The organism is Leisingera sp. S2M4 (assembly GCF_055398055.1).
In genome coordinates this window covers 3,199,213-3,225,546 of sequence record NZ_AP040861.1, presented here as the reverse complement: position 1 = coordinate 3,225,546, position 26,334 = coordinate 3,199,213, and the positions used below count along the sequence as shown (strand labels likewise).

At 62.5% G+C, this 26,334-nt stretch carries 26 protein-coding genes; 16 read left to right on the top strand and 10 right to left on the bottom strand.

The window, feature by feature from the left end; all coding sequences use genetic code 11:
- Nucleotides 1-148: 148 nt before the first annotated feature.
- The 5 genes from purL to grxD all read left to right on the top strand — a co-directional run bounded on the left by purL (nt 149) and on the right by grxD (nt 4,233).
- A complete protein-coding gene (gene purL / locus ACZ52D_RS15630; RefSeq protein ID WP_464441878.1) occupies nt 149-2,314 on the top strand; it encodes a phosphoribosylformylglycinamidine synthase subunit PurL in 2,166 nt (721 codons plus the stop codon).
- 98 nt (nt 2,315-2,412) lie between these two features.
- Nucleotides 2,413-2,931, top strand: a complete 519-nt coding sequence (locus ACZ52D_RS15625) for a hypothetical protein (protein ID WP_222453125.1) — start codon at nt 2,413-2,415, stop codon at nt 2,929-2,931.
- A 65-nt stretch (nt 2,932-2,996) separates the two neighbouring features.
- Nucleotides 2,997-3,233: a BolA/IbaG family iron-sulfur metabolism protein gene (locus ACZ52D_RS15620; RefSeq protein ID WP_369929325.1), complete on the top strand. Its 237-nt coding sequence runs from the start codon at nt 2,997-2,999 to the stop codon at nt 3,231-3,233.
- Between the two features lie 242 nt (nt 3,234-3,475).
- A complete protein-coding gene (locus ACZ52D_RS15615; protein ID WP_464441877.1) occupies nt 3,476-3,715 on the top strand; it encodes a hypothetical protein in 240 nt (79 codons plus the stop codon).
- Nucleotides 3,716-3,870: 155 nt separating this feature from the next.
- Nucleotides 3,871-4,233, top strand: coding sequence for a Grx4 family monothiol glutaredoxin (grxD, locus tag ACZ52D_RS15610; protein WP_222453128.1), 363 nt, complete (start codon nt 3,871-3,873; stop codon nt 4,231-4,233).
- A gap of 74 nt (nt 4,234-4,307) precedes the next feature.
- Here grxD and ACZ52D_RS15605 read toward each other — a convergent pair whose 3' ends face one another.
- The 3 genes from ACZ52D_RS15605 to ACZ52D_RS15595 form a co-directional block, all read right to left on the bottom strand.
- Nucleotides 4,308-5,492, bottom strand: coding sequence for a calcium-binding protein (locus tag ACZ52D_RS15605; protein WP_464441875.1), 1,185 nt, complete (start codon nt 5,490-5,492; stop codon nt 4,308-4,310).
- Between the two features lie 251 nt (nt 5,493-5,743).
- Nucleotides 5,744-6,145, bottom strand: coding sequence for a cell division protein ZapA (locus ACZ52D_RS15600; protein WP_222453130.1), 402 nt, complete (start codon nt 6,143-6,145; stop codon nt 5,744-5,746).
- Complete coding sequence (locus tag ACZ52D_RS15595; protein WP_464441874.1) at nt 6,145-6,984, bottom strand: coiled-coil domain-containing protein; 840 nt, start codon at nt 6,982-6,984, stop codon at nt 6,145-6,147. The genes ACZ52D_RS15600 and ACZ52D_RS15595 overlap by 1 nt, the downstream gene beginning before the upstream one ends.
- A 245-nt stretch (nt 6,985-7,229) precedes the next feature.
- On the opposite strand from ACZ52D_RS15595, the gene tkt reads away from it, so the two are divergent.
- Entirely contained in the window at nt 7,230-9,251 is a 2,022-nt protein-coding gene (gene tkt / locus ACZ52D_RS15590) for a transketolase (RefSeq protein ID WP_464441872.1), read from the top strand.
- A 504-nt stretch (nt 9,252-9,755) separates the two neighbouring features.
- Here tkt and ACZ52D_RS15585 read toward each other — a convergent pair.
- The 3 genes from ACZ52D_RS15585 to ACZ52D_RS15575 form a co-directional block, all read right to left on the bottom strand.
- Nucleotides 9,756-9,911 (bottom strand): hypothetical protein, encoded by a 156-nt coding sequence (locus ACZ52D_RS15585; protein WP_222453133.1) that lies wholly within the window; start codon nt 9,909-9,911, stop codon nt 9,756-9,758.
- A gap of 106 nt (nt 9,912-10,017) precedes the next feature.
- The gene (locus tag ACZ52D_RS15580) at nt 10,018-10,371 is read right to left on the bottom strand and encodes an immunity protein Imm33 domain-containing protein (RefSeq protein ID WP_464441870.1); all 354 of its coding nucleotides are present in this window, start codon (nt 10,369-10,371) and stop codon (nt 10,018-10,020) included.
- A 90-nt stretch (nt 10,372-10,461) separates the two neighbouring features.
- Nucleotides 10,462-11,433: a DUF808 domain-containing protein gene (locus ACZ52D_RS15575; RefSeq protein WP_417471945.1), complete on the bottom strand. Its 972-nt coding sequence runs from the start codon at nt 11,431-11,433 to the stop codon at nt 10,462-10,464.
- 246 nt (nt 11,434-11,679) lie between these two features.
- Here ACZ52D_RS15575 and gap point away from each other — a divergent pair, with 246 nt between their 5' ends.
- Nucleotides 11,680-12,681 (top strand): type I glyceraldehyde-3-phosphate dehydrogenase, encoded by a 1,002-nt coding sequence (gene gap, locus ACZ52D_RS15570; protein WP_222453135.1) that lies wholly within the window; start codon nt 11,680-11,682, stop codon nt 12,679-12,681.
- A gap of 76 nt (nt 12,682-12,757) precedes the next feature.
- Nucleotides 12,758-12,901: a hypothetical protein gene (locus tag ACZ52D_RS15565; RefSeq protein WP_222453136.1), complete on the top strand. Its 144-nt coding sequence runs from the start codon at nt 12,758-12,760 to the stop codon at nt 12,899-12,901.
- An 87-nt stretch (nt 12,902-12,988) separates the two neighbouring features.
- Here the strand turns inward: ACZ52D_RS15565 and coaD are convergent, their stop codons facing one another.
- The 3 genes from coaD to ACZ52D_RS15550 all read right to left on the bottom strand — a co-directional run bounded on the left by coaD (nt 12,989) and on the right by ACZ52D_RS15550 (nt 15,029).
- Complete coding sequence (gene coaD / locus ACZ52D_RS15560; protein WP_222453137.1) at nt 12,989-13,489, bottom strand: pantetheine-phosphate adenylyltransferase; 501 nt, start codon at nt 13,487-13,489, stop codon at nt 12,989-12,991.
- Nucleotides 13,490-13,603: 114 nt separating this feature from the next.
- Entirely contained in the window at nt 13,604-14,038 is a 435-nt protein-coding gene (locus ACZ52D_RS15555) for a CBS domain-containing protein (protein WP_222453138.1), read from the bottom strand.
- A gap of 94 nt (nt 14,039-14,132) precedes the next feature.
- Nucleotides 14,133-15,029, bottom strand: a complete 897-nt coding sequence (locus tag ACZ52D_RS15550; protein ID WP_222453139.1) for a LysR family transcriptional regulator — start codon at nt 15,027-15,029, stop codon at nt 14,133-14,135.
- Between the two features lie 162 nt (nt 15,030-15,191).
- Between ACZ52D_RS15550 and ACZ52D_RS15545 the strand changes: the two genes are divergently transcribed.
- From ACZ52D_RS15545 to ACZ52D_RS15535, 3 genes are all read left to right on the top strand, one after another.
- A complete protein-coding gene (locus ACZ52D_RS15545; RefSeq protein WP_222453140.1) occupies nt 15,192-16,691 on the top strand; it encodes a CoA-acylating methylmalonate-semialdehyde dehydrogenase in 1,500 nt (499 codons plus the stop codon).
- Between the two features lie 203 nt (nt 16,692-16,894).
- The gene (locus tag ACZ52D_RS15540; protein WP_464441869.1) at nt 16,895-17,929 is read left to right on the top strand and encodes a fatty acid desaturase; all 1,035 of its coding nucleotides are present in this window, start codon (nt 16,895-16,897) and stop codon (nt 17,927-17,929) included.
- Between the two features lie 181 nt (nt 17,930-18,110).
- Nucleotides 18,111-18,713, top strand: coding sequence for a L,D-transpeptidase (locus ACZ52D_RS15535; RefSeq protein WP_464441868.1), 603 nt, complete (start codon nt 18,111-18,113; stop codon nt 18,711-18,713).
- A 133-nt stretch (nt 18,714-18,846) separates the two neighbouring features.
- Here ACZ52D_RS15535 and ACZ52D_RS15530 read toward each other — a convergent pair whose 3' ends face one another.
- A complete protein-coding gene (locus tag ACZ52D_RS15530) occupies nt 18,847-20,676 on the bottom strand; it encodes an O-linked N-acetylglucosamine transferase, SPINDLY family protein (protein WP_464441867.1) in 1,830 nt (609 codons plus the stop codon).
- A 233-nt stretch (nt 20,677-20,909) separates the two neighbouring features.
- Here ACZ52D_RS15530 and ACZ52D_RS15525 point away from each other — a divergent pair, with 233 nt between their 5' ends.
- From ACZ52D_RS15525 to ACZ52D_RS15505, 5 genes are all read left to right on the top strand, one after another.
- Nucleotides 20,910-22,049 (top strand): acyl-CoA dehydrogenase family protein, encoded by a 1,140-nt coding sequence (locus ACZ52D_RS15525; protein ID WP_464441866.1) that lies wholly within the window; start codon nt 20,910-20,912, stop codon nt 22,047-22,049.
- 72 nt (nt 22,050-22,121) lie between these two features.
- Nucleotides 22,122-23,168: an enoyl-CoA hydratase/isomerase family protein gene (locus ACZ52D_RS15520; RefSeq protein ID WP_417471960.1), complete on the top strand. Its 1,047-nt coding sequence runs from the start codon at nt 22,122-22,124 to the stop codon at nt 23,166-23,168.
- Nucleotides 23,165-24,037, top strand: a complete 873-nt coding sequence (gene mmsB / locus ACZ52D_RS15515) for a 3-hydroxyisobutyrate dehydrogenase (protein ID WP_464441865.1) — start codon at nt 23,165-23,167, stop codon at nt 24,035-24,037. The genes ACZ52D_RS15520 and mmsB overlap by 4 nt, the downstream gene beginning before the upstream one ends.
- A 184-nt stretch (nt 24,038-24,221) precedes the next feature.
- Nucleotides 24,222-25,799: a choice-of-anchor L domain-containing protein gene (locus ACZ52D_RS15510; RefSeq protein ID WP_464441863.1), complete on the top strand. Its 1,578-nt coding sequence runs from the start codon at nt 24,222-24,224 to the stop codon at nt 25,797-25,799.
- Between the two features lie 98 nt (nt 25,800-25,897).
- Complete coding sequence (locus ACZ52D_RS15505) at nt 25,898-26,296, top strand: hypothetical protein (RefSeq protein ID WP_369929294.1); 399 nt, start codon at nt 25,898-25,900, stop codon at nt 26,294-26,296.
- Nucleotides 26,297-26,334 lie beyond the last annotated feature (38 nt).

Sequence of the window (26,334 nt, the reverse complement as noted above, 5' to 3'; positions counted from 1 at the left end):
ACTCAAAACCGCGCGTTTTCTGCGCTGTGACGCCCCAGATGCCCGGTCACATCGGCGCAGGCGGGGCGGTGAATGCGCAACCCCTCTTTCCCAACGGCAAAGCTTACTCTAAAAGGCGCGCAACCGCAGCCATTGGGGACGTTTACGGATGCAGGAACCCGCCATCACGCCTGAACTGATTGCAAACCACGGGCTGAAGCCCGAGGAATACGATCTGATCCTCGAAATCATCGGGCGGGAGCCAACCTTTACCGAGCTGGGCATCTTCTCGGCGATGTGGAACGAGCACTGTTCCTACAAGTCCTCCAAGAAATGGCTCCGCACCCTGCCCACCGAAGGCCCGCAGGTGATCTGCGGCCCCGGCGAGAACGCCGGTATCGTCGACATCGGCGACGGCGACGCGGTGGTTTTCAAGATGGAAAGCCACAACCACCCCTCCTACATCGAACCCTACCAGGGCGCCGCAACCGGCGTGGGCGGCATTCTGCGTGATGTGTTCACCATGGGTGCACGGCCCATCGCCTCGATGAACTCGCTGTCGTTTGGCGAACCGTCCCACCCCAAGACCCGGCAGCTGGTCAACGGCGTGGTGGAAGGCATCGGTGGCTACGGCAACTGCTTTGGCGTGCCCTGCGTCGGCGGCGAAGTGCGCTTCCACCCGGCCTACAACGGCAACTGCCTCGTCAACGCCTTTGCTGCTGGCCTGGCCAAGACCGACAGCATCTTCTACTCCGCCGCCTCCGGCGTCGGCATGCCGGTGGTCTACCTCGGCGCCAAGACCGGCCGTGACGGCGTCGGCGGCGCGACCATGGCGTCGGCCGAATTCGACGACACGATCGAGGAAAAGCGCCCCACCGTTCAGGTCGGCGACCCCTTCACCGAAAAGCGCCTGATGGAAGCCACGCTGGAGCTGATGCAGACCGGCGCAGTGATTTCGATCCAGGACATGGGCGCCGCGGGCCTCACCTGCTCGGCCGTGGAAATGGGCGACAAGGGCAAGCTGGGTGTGCGTCTGGATCTCGAAAACGTGCCGCAGCGCGAAGAGAACATGACCGCCTACGAGATGATGCTGTCGGAATCCCAGGAGCGGATGCTGATGGTGCTGAAGCCGGAACTCGAAGCCGAGGCCCGCGCCGTATTCGAGAAATGGGACCTCGATTTCGCGATCGTTGGTGAAACCATCGCCGAAGACCGCTTCCTGATCATGCACAACGGCGAAGTGAAGGCCGATCTGGTGCTGTCGAAACTGTCCTCCACCGCACCGGAATACGACCGCCCGTGGGTTCCGACACCGCCCCCCGAGCCGCTGGCGGATGAGGACGTGCCGACCATCGACCCGATCGATGGCCTGAAGGCGCTGATCTCCTCGCCGAACTACGCCGGCAAGCAATGGGTTTACGAGCAGTACGACACCACCGTGATGGGCGACACCCAGCGTCGTCCGGGTGCGGGCTCCGGCATCGTGCGGGTGCATGGCACCGACAAGAAGCTGGCCTTCACCTCCGACGTGACCCCGCGTTACGTCAAGGCAAACCCCTTCGAGGGCGGCAAGCAGGCGGTGGCCGAGGCCTACCGCAACCTGACCGCCGTCGGTGCCAAGCCGCTGGCCACCACCGACAACCTGAACTTCGGCAACCCCGAAAAGCCCGAGATCATGGGCCAGTTCGTCGGCGCCATCAAAGGCATCGGCGAGGCCGTAGCCGCGCTCGACATGCCGATCGTCTCCGGCAACGTGTCGCTCTACAATGAAACCGACGGCAAGGGCATCCTGCCGACCCCGACCATCGGCGCGGTTGGCCTGATTGCCGCGGGCGAAGAGCCGATCATCGGCGAGGCCCGTGAAGGCCACGTCGCCCTGCTGGTTGGGGAGACCACCGGTCATCTGGGACAATCGGCCCTGCTGGCCGAGGTGTTCAACCGCGAAGACGGCGATGCGCCGCATGTGGATCTGGAAGCCGAGAAGCGCAACGGTGAATTCATCCGCGCGAACCGCGACTTCATCAAGGCCTGTACCGACCTCGGCGATGGCGGTCTCGCGCTCGCAGCGTTCGAGCTGGCCGAGGAAGCCGGAGTGGGCGTGCAGATCGATGCCGGTGACACCCAGACCCTGTTCGGCGAAGACCAGGCCCGCTACCTGATCGCCTGCAACTTTGACCAGGCCGAGGCGCTGATGCTGGCAGCCGGTCAGGCCGGCGTGACCCTGACCACGGTCGGCAAGTTCGGTGGCGACAGCGTGAAGTTCGGCAATTCTGAGGCACCTCTGTCCGAGCTCAAGGAGATTTTCCGCAGCAGCTTTGCCGCAGCTGTCGCTTGACGATCCTGCCCGGAGGTTCTCCGGGCACACCACACTCGGGCGGAATGGCAAACGCCGTTCCGCCTTTTTCCTTGGCCTGAGGGGGAGAGCCTGGGATCATGAAACTACCGGAGCTGTCCGAAGACTGCAGTCGCTGCGCGGCCTTGTGCTGCGTCGCCTATTCCTTTGCGGAGCACGAAGATTTCGCCATCCTCAAATCGGCGGACACGCCCTGCCCCAACCTGGGCGAGGATTTTCGCTGCTCGATCCATGCAGAGCTGAAACCACAGGGGTTCGGCGGCTGCGTCGCCTATTCCTGCGCCGGTGCCGGCCAACGCGTCACCCAGGAGCTGTTTGGCGGCGAGACATGGCGCGATGATCCGGACCTGCTGCCCCATATGACACGCGCCTTGCGGGTCCTTCGCCCGATCCACGAGGCCTTGCTGATCCTGCAGGAGGCCGCAGCGCTGCCGCTGCCCAACTACCTGTCGCGCAAATGCGCCGAACTGACGGACGCCCTATGTCCGGAAGCTGCCAGTAGTGTCTGGGACTTCACCGAGGAGCACGTGCAGGGCGCCTTGGAAGAACTGCCCGGCTTTGTCGAACTGCTGGCCCCCTTCGCAACGCCGCGCGACTAATCCTGCTTGCACCGCTCCGCGCGGCCACCTACATTTTTACCAAACAAGACAAAGGACTTCTGCGGATGCCCATGCAAGCCCACGAAATCGAAGAACTGCTGCGCGAATCTTTTCCGAATGCCGAGATCCAGGTCGGCGGCACCGATGGTGTTCACATGTCGGCGATGGTGATCGACGAGAGCTTTCGCGGCAAGAACCGCGTTCAGCAGCAACGCGCCGTCTACGCCGCACTGAAAGGCAAGATGGACGGCCCCGACGGCGAACTTCACGCGCTAGCGCTGACCACCAAAGCGCCGGAGTAAGAAAACGGGACGCGCTCAGCCCCCTTTGGGGAGGACTGGTAACTTGGCCCGATATCGACTCGAGAGGGGTTGTTTTTGAAACGTAATGACAAGCCTTTGACACGCGTATTTCCTTTCCTGCCGTCGGTTGCCCAGCATCCGGAACTGGAAGCCGACCGGGAATGGGAGAACCGAACGCAGGTGGTAACAATGGTCACAGGTGCCGCTGACACATCCCTGATCCGCCACTGTGGCCCGTGTTGATGAGCACAGCCGCCTATATCCTCATTGGAATTATCGCGTTGGTTGCTGCCGCTATCGCCGTGGAAGCTTACCTGAAACGAAACCGGCGCCGGAGCCTCTCCAGCACACGACCCGTCCTCAAAACTGACGAGGTTGAATTGGGGCAAGAAGCCACCGACATCGAGCTGGTCAACAAGACCCATGCAAAGAACCAGAAAATTGAGCGCGAAAACCGCCGCCGAAGCCGGAGGCATTTGTGACCAAAGGTCGGGACCGCAGGCATTGCCATGACCATTCGGGATGCCCTGGCGGCCCTCGCTGCAATAGCTGCGCTTGCGGGGCTTACCTTTTTCGCGCTTCTCCCCTATATCGAAACAAACCGCGACCGGCGGAAACGCCAAGAGGAAATGGATAAATGACCGACGTAAAAACCCGCATCGACGAAACCGTCAAAGCCAACGACGTGGTGCTGTTCATGAAAGGCACCAAGGAAATGCCCCAGTGCGGATTTTCCTCGCGCGTGGCCGCGGTGCTGAACTACATCGGTGTAGACTACACCGACGTGAACGTGCTGGCAGACGAAGAACTGCGCGCCGGGATCAAGGAATATTCCGACTGGCCGACCATCCCGCAGCTTTACGTGAAGGGCGAGTTCGTAGGCGGCTGCGACATCATCACCGAAATGGCGCTGTCGGCCGAGCTCGACGGCCTGTTTGAAAGCAACAACATCGCATTCGACAAGGATGCCGCAGACAAGATCCGCGAAGCCAACGCCTGATCCGCCTGCCCTGAAAAATGAAAAGCCTGCTGCAGAGCGATCTGCAGCAGGCTTTTGTTTTGACTCTGGTCAGCTCAGGCGGCGTCGATCAGCACCAGATCCGCGGTGGTAAATGTCGCCGCAGCCCCTTCCACGCGCGCGACGAGCTGCCCCTGCTGCAGGATCAGCGCATCACCGGTTTCGGCGTCGGCCTCGACCGCGAAGTCCTCTGCCCCGAGGCTACCGCCGCCATTGTTGACGATCAGCTGGATCATGTCTTCGCCCGGAGTGTAATCGGTCACCGCGATGACGCCCTCCGCGTCCTGCGACATGAACAGCGCGAAATTGTCTTCGCCCAGACCACCTGTGCCGGTATCACCCGCGCCCATCAGCAGGAAATCATCGCCCGCGCCGCCAATCAGCGTGTCCGCGCCATCGGCATCGTTTACGAATTCGACATTGCTGAGCTGGCCGTCCCCGGCGCCTCCCGCGTCCCCTTGGTCCCGCACGGCGGCGACCTCTTCGGGTGACAGTTCACGGCTCAGGTTCACACCGCTCAGGGCGTCGTTCCCGTCACCGCCATCCAGCAGGTCGTCGCCGTTGCCGCCGATCAGGTCGTCATTCCAGGCGCCACCTTCCAGCGTATCGTCGCCATCGCCGCCGAACAGCACGTCAATGCCACCGTCGCCCTGCATGGAATCATCGCCGGCACCGCCATAGGCGATGTCATGATAATCGCCGCCCATTACGGTATCGTCGCCATCATCGCCGAACAGAACATCCTTGCCCGCCTCACCGGCGAGCATGTCATTCCCGGCACCGCCAGACAGGGAATCGTAGCCGGAGCCACCGTTCAGCGTGTCGTTCCAGGCGCCACCGTCCAGTGTGTCGTTGCCTTCATCGCCGAACAGCCGGTCGAGGCCGCCGTCACCGGACAGGGAATCGTTGCCAGCGCCGCCATAAAGGACATCGTGGTAGTCGCCGCCGGAAACCGTATCGTCGCCGTCACCGGCCAGCACGGTATCCTGACCTGCCCCGGCGGAGATCAAGTCGTTGCCAGCACCGGCGTTGATCCGATCAAAACCGCTTCCCGCGTCGATGACATCATCTTCGTCCCCAGAAACAATATCGTCGGGACCGTCTGTCAGCAGGTACTCGGTCGGCCCGGAGCCGGTGTCCGGCTCACCGGTGTCTTCTACCGGTGTTTCGTTTTCGTCTTCATCAAGGTTGATGGCCAGACCGGCAATGGCAAGGCTGCCCAGAATAAACGCCCCAATCATAAAAATCCCCTAAAAGTAGCAAGAAAAAACTGCACGCAACCGAATTAGCCCAATATGAACAGTTTTTCCAGAATTTGCTTAGATTTTATCGGGCGGCCTGCGTGCTTGCACTGTCTTCGATCCGGAAACAAAGAAAAAAGCGTCGGCGCGCAACGGGTTGCAAGCCAACGCTTCTGCATGATGTGTGGCCTTTAGGGCCTTCCTTTACCCACTCGCCTGCTTGCCGCGCAGGCCGACAGCCCGGCCGGACGTCAGGCAGCCCCGCTTGCCTTTGCCTCGATGTCCAGCGCCAGCGCTTCGGTGCGTGCGGCAATATCCATCAGGGTTTCTTCGACCTGCGGCGGGACCACGGGGATCTCGATGCGCTCGGGCTCGGGCGGCGGGGCCGATTTCAGCGCTTCCAGCTCCTGCTCGCGCTCGGCCAGTTTCGCCTCGACCTCCTTGATCCGATCCTCAACCGCGGCGGTCTTGTCCGCCAGCATCAGGCCGGCCATCAGGAGCATCCGCGCCTCGGGCATCCGTCCGATCTGGTCCGACAGGACCTGCGCCTCGTCATCGAGCATCTTGGCGGCGGAATGCAGATAGCTTTCCTCGCCCTCCTGGCACGAGACCTCAAAGCCACGGCCACCGATCATAATGGTTACTTCCGGCATCAGACTTCCTCCCCTTCGGGCAGTTTGGCGGCGGGCAGGCTGCGGGCATTGGCGAGCAGCGGCTCCAGCTTGGCCAACACAGCGTTCACCTGCGCCTTGTCGCTGGCCTGCGCCGCGCGCAACCCACTGATTTCAGCCTCCATCGCGGAATTGATCAAAGACGCATCAGCCACGCCCTGAGCATTGGCGTCGCGCAGCGCCGCATTGACGGCACGCAACTCGTCATTGGCCTGACGCAGCTGCTGATGTTCGGCGTCAAGCCGCACCAGGGCCGCGGACGGATCTTCGGGCTGCGCGCTGACGTCCGCATGGTCCGATCCACCGGATGCCCCGGACTGGGCCTGCTGCAACTGGGCCGTCAGGGCCTCGTTCTGGGCGGCCAGTTCCGCCAGTTCAGCCTTCAACGCATCGTGTTCGCTGGCCGCGGTATTGGCCGCCACTTCCAGCTCGCGCTTCAGACGGGCAACTTCGGCACGCAACGCTTCCTTTTCGGCCGGGTCGCCAGCTTCATTGCGCAGCAACTGGACCTCGGCCCGCAGCGCCTCCAGCTCACCCGCGTCACCGGGGCGACCACCACCGGCCTCCTTCAGGCGAGCGTTCAGGACACGCACACGCTCGGTCAGCTGAGCATTGGCCAGGCGCTCCTCGTCGAGCTCCTGCTCCAGCACCTTGCTGGCCTCATTCGCGGCGGCTGTTTCGGCCAGCCGCGCGGCTTCGGCCGCGGTTTCCGCAGCCTGCTGGCGGTCCGCCAGACGCGCCTCCTGCAACGCGGCAGCGCCATCGCTGATCCGCACCAGCGCAGCCTGGATGCGGCCTTGCAACTCTTCGATCTGGGTCATGCCTGCTTCCTCAGCCGTCCACATCTGTTCGATTTTACGCCGTCGCCTGCACGAATCGCGCCGGGCGCGGTTGACATGGGCCATGTTTCTCCAGTCTACGAATAAAACACCGCCCTTTGCGTTTCAACCACTTGCCACGACAACTTCGTGCGGCGCGGCGGACATATGCGCAACCCCGCTTGATCTTTGTGGCATCGCTGGTATTGAGCGCACCTAATGCCTGTTAACGCCAAAGGACATACCAAGTGGACCTGACAGCCCTGCGCACCGCCAATCCAGACCATTGGAACAAGGCCGCCGCCATTCGCGCGCTGGCCCTCGACGCCGTCGCCGCCGCCAACTCCGGACATACCGGAATGCCGATCGGCATGGCAGATGTGGCCACGGTCCTGTTCGAAAAGCACCTAAAATTCGACGCATCCAACCCGAAGTGGCCGGATCGCGACCGGTTCATCCTGTCCGCGGGCCACGGCTCGATGCTGATCTATGCGCTGCTGTATCTTGTTGGTGACAAGCAGGTCACCCTGGAGCAGATCAAGAACTTCCGCCAGTCCGGCGCGCTGACCGCCGGCCACCCAGAGAACTTCCTGCTGGATGCGGTCGAAGTCACCACCGGCCCGCTGGGCCAGGGCATCTCCAACGCCGTCGGCTTTGCCATGGCAGAGGAAATGCAGCGCGCGCATTACGGCAAGAAGGTCGTGGATCACCACACCTATGTGATCGCCGGTGACGGCTGCCTGATGGAAGGCATCAGCCAGGAGGCCATCGGCCTCGCAGGCCGCCACCAGCTGGGCAAGCTGATCGTGTTCTGGGACAACAACAACATCACCATCGACGGCACGGTCGAGCTGTCCGACCGCACCAACCAGGTGCAGCGCTTCAAGGCCTCGGGCTGGCAGGTGCTGGAAATCGACGGCCACGACCCCAAGGCCATCGACGAGGCGATCACCGCCGCGAAGAAGTCCAAGAAGCCGTCGATGATCGCCTGCAAGACCCACATCGCCCTGGGCCACGCCGCGCAGGACACCTCCAAGGGCCACGGCGCGTTGACCGATCCCGATCAGCTGAAGGCCGCCAAGGACGCCTACGGCTGGGCCGGCGGCCCGTTCGAAGTCCCGGCCGAGATCAAATCCCAGTGGGAAGAGATCGGCGCGCGCGGCAAAACCGAGCGCGAAGCCTGGGAAGCCCGCTTTGCCGAGCTGTCGCAGCAGAAGCAGGACCGTTTCAACCGCGCCTACAACCTCGAGGCACCGAAGAAGCTGTCCGCCACCATCAAGGCGCTGAAAAAGCAGATCTCGGAAACCCAGCCCAAGGTTGCGACGCGCAAATCCTCGGAAATGGCGCTGGAAGTGATCAACCCGATCATGCCGGAAACCGTTGGCGGCTCGGCTGACCTCACCGGCTCCAACAACACCAAGACCGGCGATCTGGGCGTCTTTGACACCGACAACCGCAAGGGCCGCTACGTCTACTGGGGCATCCGCGAGCACGGCATGGCCGCGGCGATGAACGGCATGGCGCTGCACGGTGGCATCCGCCCCTATGGTGGCACCTTCTTCTGCTTCACCGACTATGCCCGCCCGGCGATGCGCCTGGCGGCCCTGTCGAAGATCCCGACCGTGTTCGTGATGACCCACGACTCGATCGGTGTCGGCGAAGACGGCCCGACCCACCAGCCGGTCGAACACCTGGCGATCTGCCGCGCCACCCCGAACACCTATGTGTTCCGCCCCGCGGATTCGGTTGAAACCGCCGAGGCCTGGGAGATCGCGCTGACCTCCAAGGAGACACCGTCGGTGATGGCGCTGACCCGCCAGAACCTGCCCACCGTGCGCACCGAGCACAAGCTGACCAACCTGGTCGAAAAAGGCGCCTACGTGCTGGCCGAGGCCGAAAGCAAGCGCCAGGTGATCCTGATCGCCACCGGCTCCGAAGTGTCGGTCGCGCTGGAAGCCAAGGCCCAGCTCGAAGGCATGGGCATCGGCACCCGCGTGGTCTCCATGCCCTGCATGGAGCTGTTCGCCGAGCAGGACGAAGCCTACCGCCGCAAGGTGCTGCCCGCAGGCCCGATCCGCGTCGGCATCGAAGCCGCCGTGCGCGACGGCGGCTGGGACCGCTGGCTGCTGGGCGAGCGTGGCCAGGAGAAGAAAGCCGGTTTCGTCGGCATGGACCGCTTCGGCGCCTCCGCCCCGGCCGGTGAGCTCTTCGAGCGCTTCGGCATTACGGCTGAGGGTACCGTGGCGAAGGTGAAAGAGCTGCTGGGCTGAACCTAGCTGGCAGATGATCAAAAAGGGCATCCAAACGGGTGCCCTTTTCATTTAGAACGGCCATTTTTTGGGAAATAACCGCCGTCGACGTATCTATGAGGCGCGGCCTATTTTGGGTATTAAGAAAAGCAGTTGTTCAGACTAGACCACTAGCAGGCCAATTTATCGATGCCCGAATTAGTTATTAAGAAGCTGGATAAGGAATTTCTCTTGAGATTGCTAACCGAGCAATCAGCGGGAGATGTTCAAGTCCCTGATCTAATCCACCGTTTTCACCCACGTTCAACAAGTCACCCCAATACTCTGTTCGCAAGTCTAAGCGAAGCAGAGCTTGAAATTATAGTCGATGCCCTCGGAGATGTTCTCGTTTCGTCAGGTCTGAATCAAAACGATGAGCCTAATGGTCTGGGGTATCGTATTGAATCTTACATAGACATTTTTTCGGAACCGATGCACTCATAGAGACATTCCGTTGAACTCAAGGTCGACAGAACGTTCACATCCTCAATGATCTGTCCTCTTCTCTCCAAACATCCCCAGAACCGGCCCCACAACCTTCGTCGCCAGCGGGATCAACAGCAGCCCCAGCGCCACGCCAAACACCCCGTCCATCGCCGCCTTGGCCGTCCACTCGGCAAAGCTTTCCCAGGCGGTAGGCACTGCATGTCCCACGGCATAAGCCCAGTCGTGTAAGGCTTTAAGGGCACCCGATCGGGTGCCCTTAAAGCCTCTTCGAATGACGGCATTGCTGAAGATGCTGCCGTTTCTAATCTATATCAAGCAAGTTAGCGTCTAGCCAAACATCCTCGTAAGCTCCGTCAGTTAAAAAGCGCCAGCCAGGCGGCAAGGACAGGAACTTTAAGGCTAAGGCGCATTTTAGTTCTAGGTGCGCCGTGTGAATGGGCATAAAGAAGTCGTCCTTCTGTGAAAGTTGCTCACCTCCCCAAATATACCAACCAGTTGTGCCGCTAAGTTCTGGGTGCCGCATACCATTAAGTGGAAGCTTACCATCCAAAGCAGTCTGAGAAATTCCAACTTTGTCACCAAGGTGGCATTCACGGACTTCCGCGCCAACTGCTTTGCAAACTTCAATTTGAGCCTGTCGTAGAGCCGAATGCACCGGTGGATACCCTCAAATTTTTCAAACTTACTTGCTTGCTAAAGTCACAAGTAGCTCATAGCGGACATTTCCATCTGATAATACGCAATTTCAATGAGCCGTTTTGTTGCTCGCGAATTTCGCAATCGTCGGCATGATGACCTTGGTCGCCAGCGGGATCAGCACCAGCCCCAGCGCGAGGCCCAACACCCCGTCCATCGCCGCCTTGGCCACCCACTCGGCAAAGCCCTCCCAGGCTGCAGGCACCGCGTGGCCAACCGCATAGGCCCAGTCGTGGATGTGGTGCCCCAGCCAGCCAAAGCCCAGCACCTCCAGCCCGTGGATGATGATCGAGCCGCCGACCCACAGCATCGCCGCGGTGCCGACCACTGACAGGATCTTCATCAGCACCGGCATGAACTTCACCAGCCCGCGCCCCAGCCCGCGCCCCAGCCCGGTGCGGGCGTTCTCGGCCAGATAGAGGCCGACGTCGTCCATCTTCACGATCAGCGCGACAGAGCCGTAAACCGCAAGCGTGACGCCGATCGCCACCACTGCGAGCGTGGCCGCCTGCATCCAGACATTCGGCGCCTCGATCGCGGCCAGTGAAATGGTCATGATCTCGGCCGACAGGATGAAGTCGGTCTTGATCGCGCCCTTGATCTTCTCTTCCTCGAGATGGCCGGGGTCCTTCACGCTCATATCCTCGTCAATCGCGTGGCTCGCGTGGGGGAACAGCACGTGAAAGATCTTCTCCGCGCCCTCGAAGCACAGGTAGCAGCCGCCCAGCATCAGCAAGGGCGTGATCGCCCAGGGCGCGAAGTTGGCCAGCAGCATGGCGACCGGCAAAAGCAGGATCAGCTTGTTGAACAGGGAGCCGCGGGTGATGCGCCAGATGATCGGCAGCTCGCGCGCAGGCGCAAAACCTTGCAGGTACTTGGGCGTCACCGCGGCATCGTCGATGATCACGCCGGCGGTCTTGGCCCCTGCCTTGCCCGCAGCTGCCGCCACATCGTCGACCGAGGCAGCCGCAACCTTGGCAATCCCCGCAACATCATCCAGAAGCGCCAGCAATCCGCTCATGCCAAATCCCTCAAATCTCAGCCCGCAGTTGATCCGCAATCTGCCTGCTTCCGCGCCGCAGCACAAGCGTTAGCGCCACCGCCCGGCAAGCCGCGATTTTCGTTAACGCCACCGGCGCCAGCCGTTATCGCCAACATGCATTTTTTGCGCTAACAGTTTCATATTGTGGCGCTTTTACCCCTTTAGACCACATAGGCAGCGGGCTATATGGCAGCCAAAGGTTTTTGCTCGCTTGGAGACACTCAGATGACCATCAAAGTCGGGATCAACGGATTTGGCCGCATCGGCCGCTGCACCCTGTCGCATATCGCCGCCTCGGGCCGCGACGACATCGAGGTGATCAAGGTCAATGCAACCGGCCCGCTGGAGACCGCAGCGCATCTGATCAAATACGACTCCGTGCATGGCCGTTTCCCGGGTGAGGTGACCATCGGCGACGGCACCATGAACCTGGGCCGCGGCGACATGCAGATGTTCTCGACCTACGACATGAACGAGCTGGACTGGTCCGGCTGCGACGTGGTTCTGGAATGCACCGGCAAATTCAACGACGGTGAAAAGGCCAAGGCGCATCTGGAGCGCGGTGCCGGCAAGGTGCTGCTGTCCGCCCCCGGCAAGAACGTAGACAAAACCATCGTCTACGGCGTCAACCATGACCAGCTGGAAGCCGGCGACAAGATGATCTCCAACGGCTCCTGCACCACCAACTGCCTTGCGCCGCTGGCAAAAGTGCTGGATGAGGCCTTTGGCATCGAGCACGGCATCATGACCACCATCCACGCCTACACCGGCGACCAGCCGACGCTGGACCGCCGCCATGGTGACCTGTACCGCGCCCGCGCGGCCGCCATGTCGATGATCCCGACCTCGACCGGCGCCGCCAAGGCCCTGGGTGAAGTGCTGCCGAACCTGAAAGGCCGCCTCGACGGCTCCGCGATCCGCGTGCCGACCCCGAATGTCTCCGCCGTGGACCTGACCTTCCGCGCCAGCCGCGACGTGACCGCCGAGCAGATCAACGCCGCCGTCAAGGAGGCCGCCAGCGGCCCGATGAAAGGCGTTCTGGGGTATGAGCCCGCGCCGCTGGTCTCGGTTGACTTCAACCACTCGCCCGAGAGCTCGATCTTTGCGCCGGACCAGACCCGCGTCGTCGATGATCGCATGGTGCGCGTCCTGGCCTGGTACGACAACGAATGGGGCTTCTCGGTCCGCATGGCCGATGTCGCCGTCGCCATGGGCAAGCTGGGCTGATCGCAGTCCAACAGCTTGAGATTTCACGCCTGCTCAGGTTATCTGGGCAGGCGTTTTCATTTGCGGCGGAGATTTCATGACCAACCGGATTGCCATTGCCCTCGGCGTGCTCCTGACCCTCGCCGCAGTGGTGGACATCGCCCTGTTTGGAAACCAGCACATGGTTTTCCTCGGGAAGAAGCTGTTTGCCCTGATCCACTGGCTCGCCTTCTGGCGCTGAGCCCACAGGGCACATCCCGCCCCCTGACAGCACAAAGCCGGGCCCGATGAGCCCGGCTTTGTTTAAGGTGCAATCCAAAGCGATAGTTCAGGCGGATTTTCCCAACTGCTGCAACAGCTTCTCCCGCACAAGCGGGGTGACGAATTTGGACACATCGCCATCCAGCCGGGCGATTTCCTTCACCAGCTTGGACGCGATCGCCTGATGGCGCGCCTCGGCCATCAGAAACACCGTCTCAACCGAGCTGTCCAATGCCCGGTTCATGCCAACCATCTGGAATTCATATTCAAAATCGGCAACAGCCCGCAGGCCACGGACGATGATCTGCGCGCCAACGTCACGGGCGCAGTCGATCAACAAGTTCTCGAAGGGATGTGCAACGATTTCGGTGCCGGTCTCTGCGCTCAGCTTGGCGCATTCGGCCTCGATCATCTCGACCCGCTCCTCGAGCGAGAACAGTGGCCCCTTGTCGCGGTTGATCGCAACGCCGATCACCAGTTTGTCCACCAGCGCACTGGCACGGCGGATGATGTCGATATGCCCGAGCGTGATCGGGTCGAAAGTGCCGGGATACAGACCTACGCGCATCTGCGGCCTCCTGCCTAGTCAAATTTCGCACACGCAAACACGTTTGACCACGCGATTGCAAGAGCGCAGAAATACGGAATTTTTCGCTACGGCCTTCTCAGGCGGCAGCGGCCCTCAATGGCCCATGATCATGTCTTGGAGCGCGTCTTTTTCCATCGCCACTTCCGCCAGCTGCGCCTTGACCGCATCGCCCAGCGTGACAATGCCGATCAGCTTGCCATTCTCCACCACCGGCATGTGGCGAAAGCGCCCATGGGTCATCTTGGTCAGGATCTCTTCGACGTTCTCATGGCTGGTGCAGGTGACCAGTTCACGAGTCATGTAGTCGCGCACCGGCTTGTCGAGGCACCCCGAACCGCTGGCCGCCAGCTCCCGCACGATGTCCCGCTCCGACAGGATTCCTTCCGCGGTTTCCCCGTCGGCAGAGATCACGACGGAGCCGAATTTCTTTTCCGCCAGCAGCTTGGCAGCCTCGGCAACGGTGGCATCCGGTTTGACGGTCACAACGCCGGTGGTGGCCTTGGACTTCAAGATGGCCTGAATGAGCATTCTGCACCTCTTCGAAATTTTCTTGCGTGTAAACAAGGTTTGCCGCAATGCAGCTACAAGTCAAGGTGTCCGCGCGCTCGGCCATCTGCCCAGTTCAGGTCAGGGCCTCCAACCGCGCAACTTCATCGCGAATCCCCCGCGACAGGGCTGCGGCAAAGCGGTTCAGCCGCTCGCTGCGCTGATCCCCCTGGTGCCGTACCAGGTGGAACCCCCGTGTCAGGCTTACCTTGTCGGTCAGGATTTTGCGCAGCATCCGATGCGATGGCAGGCTGAAGTCATGGGCGATACAGATTGCCGTACCCTCGGCCGCCATCTTGATCTGCACCGATACCGAATTGGACGCCAGGGCCACCCGCTCGACGCCGATGTCGTTCAGATAGTCGAGCTCCTTGTCGAAGATCATGTCGGGGATGTACCCGATCATCTTGTGCCCTTTCAGATCCTCCAGCGTCTGAATCGGCGGGTGGTTTTTCAGGTAGTGACGCGAGGCCACCAGGTGCAGCTTGTAATCACAGATCTTCTGGACCAGCAGCTTGCCCGCGGTCGGCGCGCTGACCGTCACCGCCATGTCCGCTTCGCGACGGCTGAGGTTGATGACACGCGGCAGCGCGACGATCTGGATATCCAGGTCCGGGTTATCCTCGGAGATCTGGGCGCAGACCTGCGGCAACAGGTAGTTGGCCGCCCCGTCCGGTGCCCCGATGCGGATCTGCCCCGACAAGGTATCACTGGGGCCGGTCAGCGCCTCGGTGCCTGCGCGCATCGCCTGTTCCGCCGCTTCGGCATGGACCAGCAGCCGGTCGCCAGCGGCGCTCAGCGCATAGCCCTGCGGCGATTTCACGAACAAAGGCGTCTCCAGCGCAGCCTCGAACCGCGCCACCCGGCGCCCCACCGTGGCAGGGTCCATCTTCAATGTCCGCCCTGCCCCCGACAGGCTCGCCTCGCGGGCGACCGCTAAAAACACCTTCATATCATCCCATTGCGGGTCCATCGCGCCGGATCCTCCGTACAGGCTGCCATTCGACCGCCGCTTTGCGGCGCTGTGACAGCTGTTAACCTATTGCGTTACTGCAAAGCCTCTTTGAAATCTTTCCCCTTTTGCGACGTTTTTTGCAAGCCTAGGATTGACCTCAAATGAATAGAGGAGGATCCGATGAAAGAGCTCGGTCATTTTATCAACGGCAAGATCGTGTCCGGCACGTCTGGTCGTTTCGACGATGTCTTCAACCCTGCCACCGGCGAAGTGCAGTACAAATGCCCGATGGCCAGCGCCGAAGAAACCACTGACGCCATCAACAAGGCGGCGGCGGCACAGCCCAAGTGGGGCGCCACCAACCCGCAGAAACGCGCCCGCGTGATGATGGCGATGGTCAGCCTGATGAACCGCGACATGGACAAGCTGGCCGAGGCGCTGAGCCGCGAGCACGGCAAGACCATCCCCGACGCCAAGGGTGACCTGCAGCGCGGTCTGGAAGTGATCGAATACTGCATCGCTGCGCCGCAGATGATGAAGGGCGAGTTCACCGACAGCGCCGGCCCCGGCATCGACATGTACTCCATGCGCCAGCCGCTGGGTGTCGTGGCAGCGATCATGCCCTTCAACTTCCCGGCCATGATGCCGCTGTGGCACGTCGGCCCGGCGCTGGCCTGCGGCAACGCCGTGGTGCTGAAGCCCTCCGAGCGCGATCCCTCCGTGCCGCTGATGCTGGCCGAACTGTTCGTCGAGGCCGGTCTGCCCGAAGGCGTGTTCCAGGTCGTCAACGGCGACAAGGAAGCGGTTGACACCCTGCTCGACAACGAGACCATCCAGGCGGTGTCCTTTGTCGGCTCCACCCCGATCGCCCAGTACATCTATTCCCGTGCCACCGCCAACGGCAAGCGCGCCCAGTGCTTTGGCGGCGCCAAGAACCACATGATCATCATGCCCGACGCGGATCTGGACCAGGCCGCCGACGCGCTGGTCGGCGCTGGCTTCGGCGCGGCAGGCGAACGCTGCATGGCGATCTCGGTCGCCGTGCCGGTGGGTGAGGAAACCGCTGACAAGCTGATCGAGAAACTGGTGCCGCGCATCGAGAAACTGAAGGTCGGCCCCTACACTGCGGGCGATGACGTCGACCTCGGTCCGGTGGTGACCGCCGCCGCCAAGGAGCGCATCCTGGGTCTGATCCAGTCCGGTGTCGACCAGGGCGCAAAGCTGGTGGTCGACAACCGCGACTTCAAACTGCAGGGCTACGAGGACGGCTTCTTTGTGGGTGCCCACCTGTTCGACCACGTCACCCCCGACATGGACATCTACAAGCAGGAGATCTTCGGCCCGGTACTGTCGACCGTCCGCGCCGCGACCTATGAGGACGCGCTGAAACTGGCGATGGATCACGAGTACGGCAACGGCACCGCGATCTTCACCCGCGACGGCGACACCGCGCGCGATTTCGCCCACCGAGTGAACATCGGCATGGTCGGCATCAACGTCCCGATCCCGGTGCCGCTGGCCTACCACACCTTTGGCGGCTGGAAGAAATCGATGTTTGGTGACCTGAACCAGCACGGCCCGGACAGCTTCAAGTTCTACTCGCGCACCAAGACCGTGACCTCCCGCTGGCCCTCGGGCATCAAGGAAGGCGGCGAGTTCAACTTCAAGGCCATGGACTAACCGTCCGATATTGCGAAAATCTTCAGGGTCCCGCCATGGCGGGGCCCTGTTTCTTTGGGCTGGCTCCCACCCCACAGGCGCGATCCGGGCACCTGCAACATCCCGCGCACGTGCGCCGCTTTTGTCAGAAATTCCGTCTTTTTTACTTGCTCCACGCGGCAACTCGTCTATCCGGACGGTAACAGAACTATAACGGCAGGCGCATGAGCATTTCCACGACCACGAAACAGGCCACCCCGGCCACCAAATCCGCACGCGACTGGGTCAAGATCCTGGCCAGGTACCGGGACCCGAACCCCTGGCGCAGCGCCTTTGAACTGTTGGTCACCGTGGTGCCATTCCTGCTGCTGTGGGCCCTGGCCTGGTGGTCCCTGTCAGTCAGCTACTGGCTGACACTGGCAATCTCGGTGCTGATCGCCGCTTTCCTGTTGCGCCTGTTCACCATCCAGCACGACTGTGGCCACGGCTCGTTCTTCTCCAACCGCCACCTCAGCGATTGGGTGGGGCGCACCATCGGGGTTCTGACGCTGACGCCCTATGACGTCTGGCGCCGCACCCATTCGATCCACCACAGCACCCACGGCAACCTCGGCAAGCGCGGCATGGGCGACATTCACACCATGACCGTCGCGGAATACCGGGCGGAAGGGCGCTGGGGGCGGCTGATGTACCGGCTGTACCGCCATCCCGTCACCCTGTTCGGCATCGGGCCGGGCTATCTGTTCTTTCTGCAGAACCGCCTGCCCTACGGGCTGATGGGACAAAGCCGCTACTGGATCAGCGCCATGGGAACCAATCTGGCCATCCTCTCGGCCCTGTCGCTGATCTGGTATTTTGGTGGCCTTGCCCCGATCCTGCTGATCTTCCTGCCCGCAACCCTCCTGGCCGCCACCGCCGGTCTGTGGCTGTTCTATGTGCAGCACCAGTTCGAGACCACCCAGTGGGAGCAGGACGCGGACTGGCAGCTGCATGATGCGGCGCTGCACGGCAGCTCGCATTACGTGCTGCCGCCGGTCCTGCAGTGGCTGAGCGCCAACATCGGTATCCACCATGTGCACCACCTCTACAGCCGGATCCCGTTCTACCGCCTGACCGAAGTGCTGCGCGACCATGGGGAACTGGCCGAGGGCAACCGGATGACCATCCGCGAAAGCCTGGCGAACGCCCGCCTGCATCTTTGGGACGAAGACAGCAAGCGCCTGCTGTCCTTTGCCCAGGCGCGCCAGCTTTACAGCTGACATCACACCACTGCCGGCGCGACACCGCCGCGTCGGCAGAAAGCCGCCACAAACGGCCCACACAGGCAAACACATACACGTGATCACCCCTTTTTGGCCCTGCGCACGGACTAGGAAATTCCGCGCACATGGCTATCTTGCGGCGATGAACGTGAACGAATGACTGAGGGTTGAGGACACCATGAGCAGATCTCCCATCACCCGCCGCGCCACCCTTCTGGGGATGGGCGCCACCCTGGCCACCCCGGCGCTGCTGCGGGCACAATCGACCGATGCCTTCCCGCAAAACGAACCGGCAATCCGCGAGGAGATCCCGGTACAGCGCAATATTTCCGCCTTCAAGCAGCAGGACTGGCGCGACCACTTTGAAGAGCTGGGCGTCGGCTGTCTGCTGGCGGACATCTCCTCCCGTGCGCTGCACTACTGGGGCGGCGATGGCGTCACCTATCGCCTGTACCCGTCGTCGGTCCCGATGAGCGAGGAGCTGACCCGCCGCGGGTATTCCCGCATCGTGCGCAAACGCGAAAACCCAAGCTGGACCCCGACCCAGAACATGCGTGAACGCGATCCAACCCTGCCGCAGCGCATCGAAGGTGGCGTGCCCGGCAACCCGCTGGGAACGCGGGCCATGTATCTCGACTGGCCGGCCTACCTGGTGCATGGCACCCATGACACCCGCAAGATCGGGCGGCAAAGCTCCTCCGGCTGCATCGGCCTTTACAACCAGCATGTCGAGGAACTCTACGAGCTGGTCCAGATCGGCACCCAAGTGCGGCTGCTGTAACCTCGACGCACTGGTCATAGATCGCCGCGAACGGCGCCCATCCGTGCGGCGCAAGTGAGTTCAAAAAAGGGGGCGTGCAACCGATGCACGCCCCCTTTTTAGGTAAACTGCCATTCCGCCGCCCGGGCGGACATCAGCGCAGGCTCAGGTGGTCCGGCTTCAGTCCCACATTGAACCGCTGCAGCGCTTTTTCCATGAGCGCCTCGAAATTCCGGGTGAATGTCTCGGTGTCATACAGCGGGCCGGTCTCGATCCCCTGCTTCAGGCGGGCCTTCACGTCCGCCAGGTAGTCCGGATCACGGGCCAGCTTCAGGGCCAGCGCCTGGTACTGCTGAGTGGTCGGCGCCGCCAGTTCCGGAAGCCCCACCGCGTTCACGAGGCTGGTCGCCACCCGTGCGGCGAACTGCTTGCCCGTCTTTGTCACCACCGGCACCCCGGCCCACAGCGCGTCACTCGCGGTGGTATGGGCGTTGACCGCAAAGGCATCCAGGAAGACATCCGCCAGCGCCAGACGCGCCAGGTGATCCTTTTGCGCGGCAAACCCTGCAAACACGATACGTTCGGGACCGATACCGCGCCGCTTGGCCTCTTTCAGGATGTTCTTCCGGGTCTTTTCAACCGGCGCGTAGAACCACAACACGCTGCCCGGCACCCGATCCAGCAACTTCATCCAGACATCGAATTCGTCGGGCGAGACCTTGTACGGGCTGTTGAAGGAACAGAACACAAAGGCATCCTCGGGCAAGCCGACGTCCGCCCGCGTGGGCCTCTGCCCGGAGGCCTCGCGCAGATCGTCATTGGGCTGATAACAGTCCGGCATGTAGAGGATCTTTTCGCTGTAGTACTTGCGCAGCGACTCCGGGATGATGTGCGGATCCGCGACGAGATAGTCCATCTCGTCCATGCCGGTCGTGCCCGGATAGCCCAGATAGCTTACATGGACCGGTGCGAGGCGGTTGTTGAAGATATTGAGCCGGTTGCCCTTGGTATAGCCCTTCAGGTCGATGGCGATGTCCAGCCCGTCTTCACGTGCAAGCCGGGCGATGTCGTCGTTCTGCAGGCTGGCCACCTGGCGGTATACGTCCGCGGCCTTCTCCGCCCGCAGACGGCCCTCCTGCTGGTTGGGGTCGCCGTAGTCGTAGATGAAGATTTCAAAACGCTCGCGGTCATGAAGCTCCAGCTGGCGTCCCATCAGGAACATGGTGGCGTGATCGAAGAAGTCGTTGGAGAAATAACCAAGCCGGATCTTGCGCCCCTCGGCCCGCGGCCTCTCGAACTCGCAATGATCCGCAGTGGTCTTTTCCAGCTGCGCCACCTTGACGGAAAACTTCTTTTGCAGGCCGGGGTCATCGGTCATCGACAGAAAGGAGAACGGGTCGATGCAGACCTCGGTCTTGCGGAACACCCGAATGCGTTTTTCCCGGTTGCCAAGATCGGTCCAGTCACAGCTGCGACGCCGCAGGTAGATCAGGCGCGCGAGGGCCGTGGCATTGTTCGGGTCAAACTGCACCGCCGCCGCGAAATAGTTGATCGCCTCTTCATCCTGCCCCAGCCTCTTCAGATAGCTGCCGATGTAAGACAGGCTTTGCGAGTTGGACGGGTCCAGCTTCAACGCGTCGATATGCGCCAGAATGGCCTGCTCGTGTTTGCCCATCATCTCCAGCACTTCGCCGAGAGAGGCATAGAGCAGCCGGTTCTTGTCATCCAGTTTCAGCGCTTCACGCAGGAGGTACTCGGCATCCTTGTACTGACGTTTCAAGCCCAGTTCCCGCGCGCGCCGGTGCAAGGCCAGCGCCTGTTCCCTTGGCGAGCCGGCGGTCTGCTTTACCATACCGCACCGCATCGACAGCGCCAGGTCCGCCCGCGCGTTGCCCGCGACCGCCTCTGCAAAGGCCTGCTTGGTTTTGTCCCTGCCGCCAGCGCCCGCGGTTGCCAGAAAATGCTGCGCCCCAGAATTCGACACTGCGTCTACTCCTTTTGGAATGTCTTGGCAGGATTCCCCTGCGCGTGGTCCGTTTGCAGCCGACTGTCGCGTAAAGGGGTTAATTTTCCCCTCACCAACTTCGCCCCACTTGCCTGCCCTGCTGTGGTATTGCTGCACGGCGGCTTTGCATTTGCGCAGGTTGCTTCACCTCGCTGCGACAGCTATTAAATTAACAACCGTTCAATTCATCAGGCCCAGGGGAGGAGCTGCACATGGATTTCGCGCTGACGGAGGAACAACAGGCCATCTTTGACATGGCGCTGGCCTTTGGCCAGGAAAACATCGCCCCCCATTCCCGCCAGTGGGAGAAGGACGGAACCATCCCCAAATTGCTGTGGCCGCAGCTGGCCGAACTCGGTTTTGGCGGGCTTTACGTCTCCGAGGACTACGGCGGAACAGGCCTGTCACGGCTGGATGCCACGCTGGTCTTCGAAGCGCTGGCGATGGCCGATCCGGCGGTCGGCTCCTTCCTGTCGATCCACAACATGTGCGGCGGCATGATCGACAAGTTCGGCTCGGAAGAGACCAAGCAGAAATGGCTGCCCGCCTTGTGCTCGATGGAAAAGGTCTTTTCCTACTGCCTGACCGAACCCGGCTCCGGCTCTGACGCCGCGGCGCTGAAAACCCGCGCCGAGCGGACCAACGACGGTTACGTGCTGAACGGCACCAAGGCGTTCATCTCCGGCGGCTCCTATTCGGACGCCTACGTCGTGATGTGCCGCACCGGCGGCGATGGCCCCAAGGGCATCTCCACCGTGGTGGTCGAAGACGGCACGCCGGGTCTCAGCTTTGGCGCGCTGGAGGACAAGATGGGCTGGAAGGCCCAGCCCACCTCGCAGGTGCAGTTCGATGATTGCGCCATTCCCGCCGACAACCTGATCGGCGAAGAGGGCAAGGGCTTTACCTACGCGATGGCAGGTCTTGACGGAGGTCGGCTGAACATTTCCGCCGGCGCCCTGGGCGGCGCCCAGGCGGCGCTGGACCAAACCGTGCAATACATGTCCGAGCGCAAGGCCTTCGGCAAATCCATCAATCAGTTCCAGGCGCTGCAGTTCCGGCTGGCAGAATATGAAACCAGGCTGCAGGCGGCCCGCACCTTCCTGCGCCAGGCGGCGTGGAAACTGGACAACGGCGCCCATGATGCGACCAAGTTCTGCGCGATGGCCAAGCTCATGGTCACCGACACCGCCTTTGATGTCGCCAACGGCTGTCTGCAACTCCATGGCGGCTATGGCTACCTCGCGGACTACGGCATCGAAAAGATCGTGCGCGACCTGCGGGTGCATCAGATCCTCGAAGGCACCAATGAAATCATGCGGTTGATCGTGGCGCGCCAGATGATCGCGGAGTGATCCGCGCCACCAAGGGCAAACAGCACATCCTGCCCGGCCTGTCGCCGGGCCAGCCAAGGGGAGAGCCTCACCGTGAGTGACATCCACATCCGCAAGCAGGGCTGCGCGGGCCGCATCACCTTCACCCGCCCCAAGGCCCTTAATGCGCTGAGCTATGATATGTGCATGGCGATCGACACCGCCCTGCGCGACTGGGCCGGGGATGAGAGCGTAAAACTGGTGGTGATCGACGCAGAGGGCGAGAAAGCCTTCTGCGCAGGCGGCGACATTGCCGAACTCTACGAGACCGGCACCAAGGGCGATTTCGACTACGGCCGCCGGTTCTGGCGCGACGAATACCGGGTCAACGCGCGCATCTTTGAATACAAGAAGCCGATCATCAGCTTCATGCAGGGGTTCACCATGGGCGGCGGTGTCGGCATCGGCTGCCACGGCACCCACCGGGTGGTCGGCGAAAGCAGCCAGATCGCCATGCCCGAAACCGGCATCGGCCTGGTCCCCGACGTGGGCGGCTCCCTGATGCTGGCGCTGGCGCCCGACCATCTCGGCGAATACCTCGGCCTGACGGCGGCGCGCATGGGGGCGGATGATGCGATCCTAGCAGGCTTTGCCGACTATTTCATTCCGCAGGAGCAATGGCCTGCCCTGATCGCCACGCTCGAAGAAACCGGTCGCGCCGCCGCGGTGGAGGCCGCCGCCCAACCGGCCCCGGCAGGCAAGCTGCGCGAACAGCGCGCCGAGATTGCGACGCATTTCTCCCACGCCAGCCTGGCGGAGATTCACGCAAGCCTCAGCGCCGCGGACAGCGGTTTTGCGCAAGCGGCACTGAAACCGCTGAACCGCAACGCGCCCTTGTCGATGGCCTGCACGCTGGAGATGCTGCACCGTCTGCGCGCCGAAGGCCCGGCGATCCGCCGCGCGCTGGACCTGGAATACCGCTATACTTACCGCGCCATGGAACACAGCGATTTTCTCGAGGGCGTCCGCGCCCAGATCATCGACAAGGACCGCAACCCGCAGTGGCGGCACGAGGGGCTGGAGGTGCCCGCCGCCGAGGTTCAGGCGCTGCTGGCACCCCTGGGGGCGGATGCGCTGACATTTGAGGAGGACAACACATGAAGATCGGATTCATCGGCCTGGGCAACATGGGCGGCCCGATGGCGGCGAACCTCGCCAAGGCGGGCCATGCGGTCACCGGCTTTGACATGGCCGCGGTCGAGATCGATGGCGTTACAATGGCCGATTCCGGGGCGGCGGCCGCCACCGGTGCCGACGTTGTCATCACCATGCTGCCCAACGGCGCCATCCTGCGGCATGTCGCGGCAGAAGTCATCCCGGCGATGACCAAGGGCGCGGCGCTGGTGGATTGCTCCACCGTCGACGTCGACTCCGCCCGCGCAGTAGCGCAGCAGGCGGCGGACGCCGGGCTGCTGTTTGTCGACGCACCGGTCTCCGGCGGCATCGGCGGCGCGGCAGGCGGCACGTTGACCTTCATGGCCGGCGGCACCGCCGAGGCCTTTGCCGCGGCGGAACCGCTGTTCGACATCATGGGCCAGAAGGCCGTGCATTGCGGCGAGGCGGGGGCCGGTCAGGCCGCCAAGATCTGCAACAACATGATCCTTGGCGTCACCATGATCGCCACCTGCGAGGCCTTTGCGCTGGCCGACAAGCTGGGTCTAGACCGCCAGAAGATGTTCGACGTGGTCTCTACCTCCTCTGGTTACAGCTGGTCGATGAATGCCTATTGCCCGGCCCCGGGCGTCGGCCCGCAGTCGCCCGCCGACAACGGCTATCAGCCCGGTTTCGCCGCCGAGCTGATGCTGAAGGACCTGGGCCTCAGCCAGCAGGCCGCCGAAAGCGCCGATGCCGACACCCCGATGGGCCAGCTGGCGATGGAACTCTACAAGCGCTTCGTCGAAGACGAAGGCGGCAAGGGCAAGGACTTCTCGGCCATGCTGCCCCGCTTTTCCGAGCGCGGCCGGAGCTGACACCCAACGACACCGCTCCAACAGCCAAGGCACCGATTTTCGGTTGCCTTGGCCAAAGTTGACGCCACGTCCCGCCCCTCGGCAGGCGGGACGGGCCGCAAGTTGCCACAATTTCGACTAGAATCTTTAATATTCCTTACTACATGGGCCCGACACCTTGGCCTATCCGGGAAGGAGTAACGGCATGGCAACGGCAACCGAGCTTGACATCAACACGAACGCCACCGCCCTCCAGATGGCGGAAGAGATCTTCGGCGCGGGTGTCCAGGTCGAGAGTGCCACCTACCGCGGCGACGCGCAGTCCTCGGGGATCTACAGCGGCGCCGACAGCGCCACGCCCGGCGTCGCGCCAGCGGATACCGGTGTGATCCTCTCCACCGGCCATGCACGGGACTTCACCAACAATTCCGGCACCAGCAACACCAACGAGCGCGACAACACCAGCACCAACACGAACGGCGTCGACAATGACGCCGATTTCAATGCGCTCGCCGGTGTCAGAACCCGGGACGCCGCTTTCCTCGAAGTGGACTTCATTCCCGAAGGCGACCTGCTGACGCTCGACTTCGTGCTCTCCTCCGAGGAATACCAGGAATTTGCCAATTCCCAGTACAACGACGTGATCGGCGTCTGGGTCAACGGCGTCGAGGCGCAGGTGTCCATCGGCAACGGCAAGGCCTCGATCGGCAATATCAACCAAGGGACCGCCGAAAACGTCTATGTCGACAATACGAGCGACCAGTACAACACCGAGATGGATGGCTTCACCATCACCCTCACGTTCGTCGCCCCGGTGAACGTCGGCGAGGTCAACTCGCTCAAGATCGGTGTCGCCGATGTCGCCGACAGCAATTACGACACCAATCTTCTGGTCGCCGGCGGCTCCGTGCAGACCGGCGTGGTGGCGCAGGACGACGAGGCCGAATTCGCAGTCGGCAAGACCCGGACCCTCGATGTTCTGGAAAACGACAGCGATGCCTCCGGCGGTGTGCTCACCATCACCCATATCAATGGCCAGCCGGTCGCAGCCGGTGACACCGTCACCCTTTCAACCGGTCAGGAGATCACGCTGAACGCGGATGGCACCTTCACAGTGGTCACCGATGCGGATCTCGAAACCGTCCATTTCACCTACACCGCCGAGAACGATCAGGGCAATTCCGACACCGGCCTGGTCAAGCTGACACAGACCGTCCCCTGCTTTCTGCACGGCACCATGATCCGCGTCCCCGGCGGCGAAATCCCGGTGCAGGACCTGCGCCCGGGCATGCAGGTCATGACCTATGACCACGGCCCGCAAACCCTGCGGTGGATCGGCCGCCGACGCGTCACCTGCACGCCGGACACCACCCCGATCCGCTTTGCTCCCGGCAGCTGCGGCAACGACCGCCCGCTGCTCGTGTCACCGCAACACCGGATGTTGCTGCGTGGCAACCGCGCGGAAATGCTGTTCGGCACGCCGGAGGTCCTCGTCAAGGCAAAGGACATGGTTGACGATCACGCCATTCGCCCGGCCACGGATCTGGCCGAGGTCGAATATTTCCACCTCCTGTTCGGATGCCACCAGCTGCTGTGGGCCAACGGCGCACTCAGCGAGAGCTACCAGCCCGGACCTGAAACCGCGACAGGCTTTGACGCGGCCACCTTGGGCGAAATCCAGACCCTGTTTCCCGAGCTCTGCCCAGACACCGGACGCGGCTATGGCCCCTCGGTGCGCCCAGCCCTGCGCAGCTTCGAAGCGCGGCTTCTTGCCGCCGCCTGACCAGCAACCGGCGGCGTGCCGCCGGCGTCAAATTCTTCCCCTTGGAAATTGCGCAGGCCCGGATATGTGAAGGGCAGTGCAACAAGGAACCGTTGTTCATGGTAGCCCGTCATTTTGTTTCCCTTCTCCTCCTCGCTGCGGCCTCGGCCGTGATCGTTCCCCTGACCGCGGGATATGGCTCCGGCTCGGATGCCGACACCCGCGCCGCGAAGCCCAGTGCCCAGCCCATCGCGGCCACCGACCAGGCCGTCGCCACCGCCTGCCCCGGTGGCCTGCAACGCCAGGGCGGACGCTGCGCGCCGCACGGCCAGATCCGCAAGTTCTACCGCCGCGGCGACCGCATCGTCGAAGATTACCTGTGGATCCGCAGCCCCGGCGACTGGGCGCCGGACCCCTACGGCAGCTACGTGCAGGCCGGTGGCTATGTGTACCAGGTCAACCGCGAGACACAGAACGTGCTGCGACTGGTCGGTGCCATGGACAAGCTGTCGAACTGACACCGCCCCTGCCCGCGTCCCGGGCGCGCGCCCCGCGA

Bases quoted from the DNA above. Each gene is read 5' to 3' on its own strand.
- ACZ52D_RS15550 (WP_222453139.1), bottom strand. From the start codon at position 15,029: ATGGACCCGCAATGGGATGATATGAAGGTGTTTTTAGCGGTCGCCCGC.
- ACZ52D_RS15575 (WP_417471945.1), bottom strand. From the start codon at position 11,433: ATGAGCGGATTGCTGGCGCTTCTGGATGATGTTGCGGGGATTGCCAAG.
- ACZ52D_RS15525 (WP_464441866.1), top strand. From the start codon at position 20,910: ATGGATTTCGCGCTGACGGAGGAACAACAGGCCATCTTTGACATGGCG.
- ACZ52D_RS15545 (WP_222453140.1), top strand. From the start codon at position 15,192: ATGAAAGAGCTCGGTCATTTTATCAACGGCAAGATCGTGTCCGGCACG.
- coaD (WP_222453137.1), bottom strand. From the start codon at position 13,489: ATGCGCGTAGGTCTGTATCCCGGCACTTTCGACCCGATCACGCTCGGG.
- ACZ52D_RS15505 (WP_369929294.1), top strand. From the start codon at position 25,898: ATGGTAGCCCGTCATTTTGTTTCCCTTCTCCTCCTCGCTGCGGCCTCG.
- ACZ52D_RS15620 (WP_369929325.1), top strand. From the start codon at position 2,997: ATGCCCATGCAAGCCCACGAAATCGAAGAACTGCTGCGCGAATCTTTT.
- ACZ52D_RS15600 (WP_222453130.1), bottom strand. From the start codon at position 6,145: ATGCCGGAAGTAACCATTATGATCGGTGGCCGTGGCTTTGAGGTCTCG.
- ACZ52D_RS15540 (WP_464441869.1), top strand. From the start codon at position 16,895: ATGAGCATTTCCACGACCACGAAACAGGCCACCCCGGCCACCAAATCC.
- ACZ52D_RS15595 (WP_464441874.1), bottom strand. From the start codon at position 6,984: ATGACCCAGATCGAAGAGTTGCAAGGCCGCATCCAGGCTGCGCTGGTG.
- grxD (WP_222453128.1), top strand. From the start codon at position 3,871: ATGACCGACGTAAAAACCCGCATCGACGAAACCGTCAAAGCCAACGAC.
- ACZ52D_RS15555 (WP_222453138.1), bottom strand. From the start codon at position 14,038: ATGCTCATTCAGGCCATCTTGAAGTCCAAGGCCACCACCGGCGTTGTG.
- ACZ52D_RS15510 (WP_464441863.1), top strand. From the start codon at position 24,222: ATGGCAACGGCAACCGAGCTTGACATCAACACGAACGCCACCGCCCTC.
- ACZ52D_RS15535 (WP_464441868.1), top strand. From the start codon at position 18,111: ATGAGCAGATCTCCCATCACCCGCCGCGCCACCCTTCTGGGGATGGGC.
- ACZ52D_RS15605 (WP_464441875.1), bottom strand. From the start codon at position 5,492: ATGATTGGGGCGTTTATTCTGGGCAGCCTTGCCATTGCCGGTCTGGCC.
- ACZ52D_RS15625 (WP_222453125.1), top strand. From the start codon at position 2,413: ATGAAACTACCGGAGCTGTCCGAAGACTGCAGTCGCTGCGCGGCCTTG.
- ACZ52D_RS15615 (WP_464441877.1), top strand. From the start codon at position 3,476: ATGAGCACAGCCGCCTATATCCTCATTGGAATTATCGCGTTGGTTGCT.
- purL (WP_464441878.1), top strand. From the start codon at position 149: ATGCAGGAACCCGCCATCACGCCTGAACTGATTGCAAACCACGGGCTG.
- gap (WP_222453135.1), top strand. From the start codon at position 11,680: ATGACCATCAAAGTCGGGATCAACGGATTTGGCCGCATCGGCCGCTGC.
- mmsB (WP_464441865.1), top strand. From the start codon at position 23,165: ATGAAGATCGGATTCATCGGCCTGGGCAACATGGGCGGCCCGATGGCG.
- ACZ52D_RS15565 (WP_222453136.1), top strand. From the start codon at position 12,758: ATGACCAACCGGATTGCCATTGCCCTCGGCGTGCTCCTGACCCTCGCC.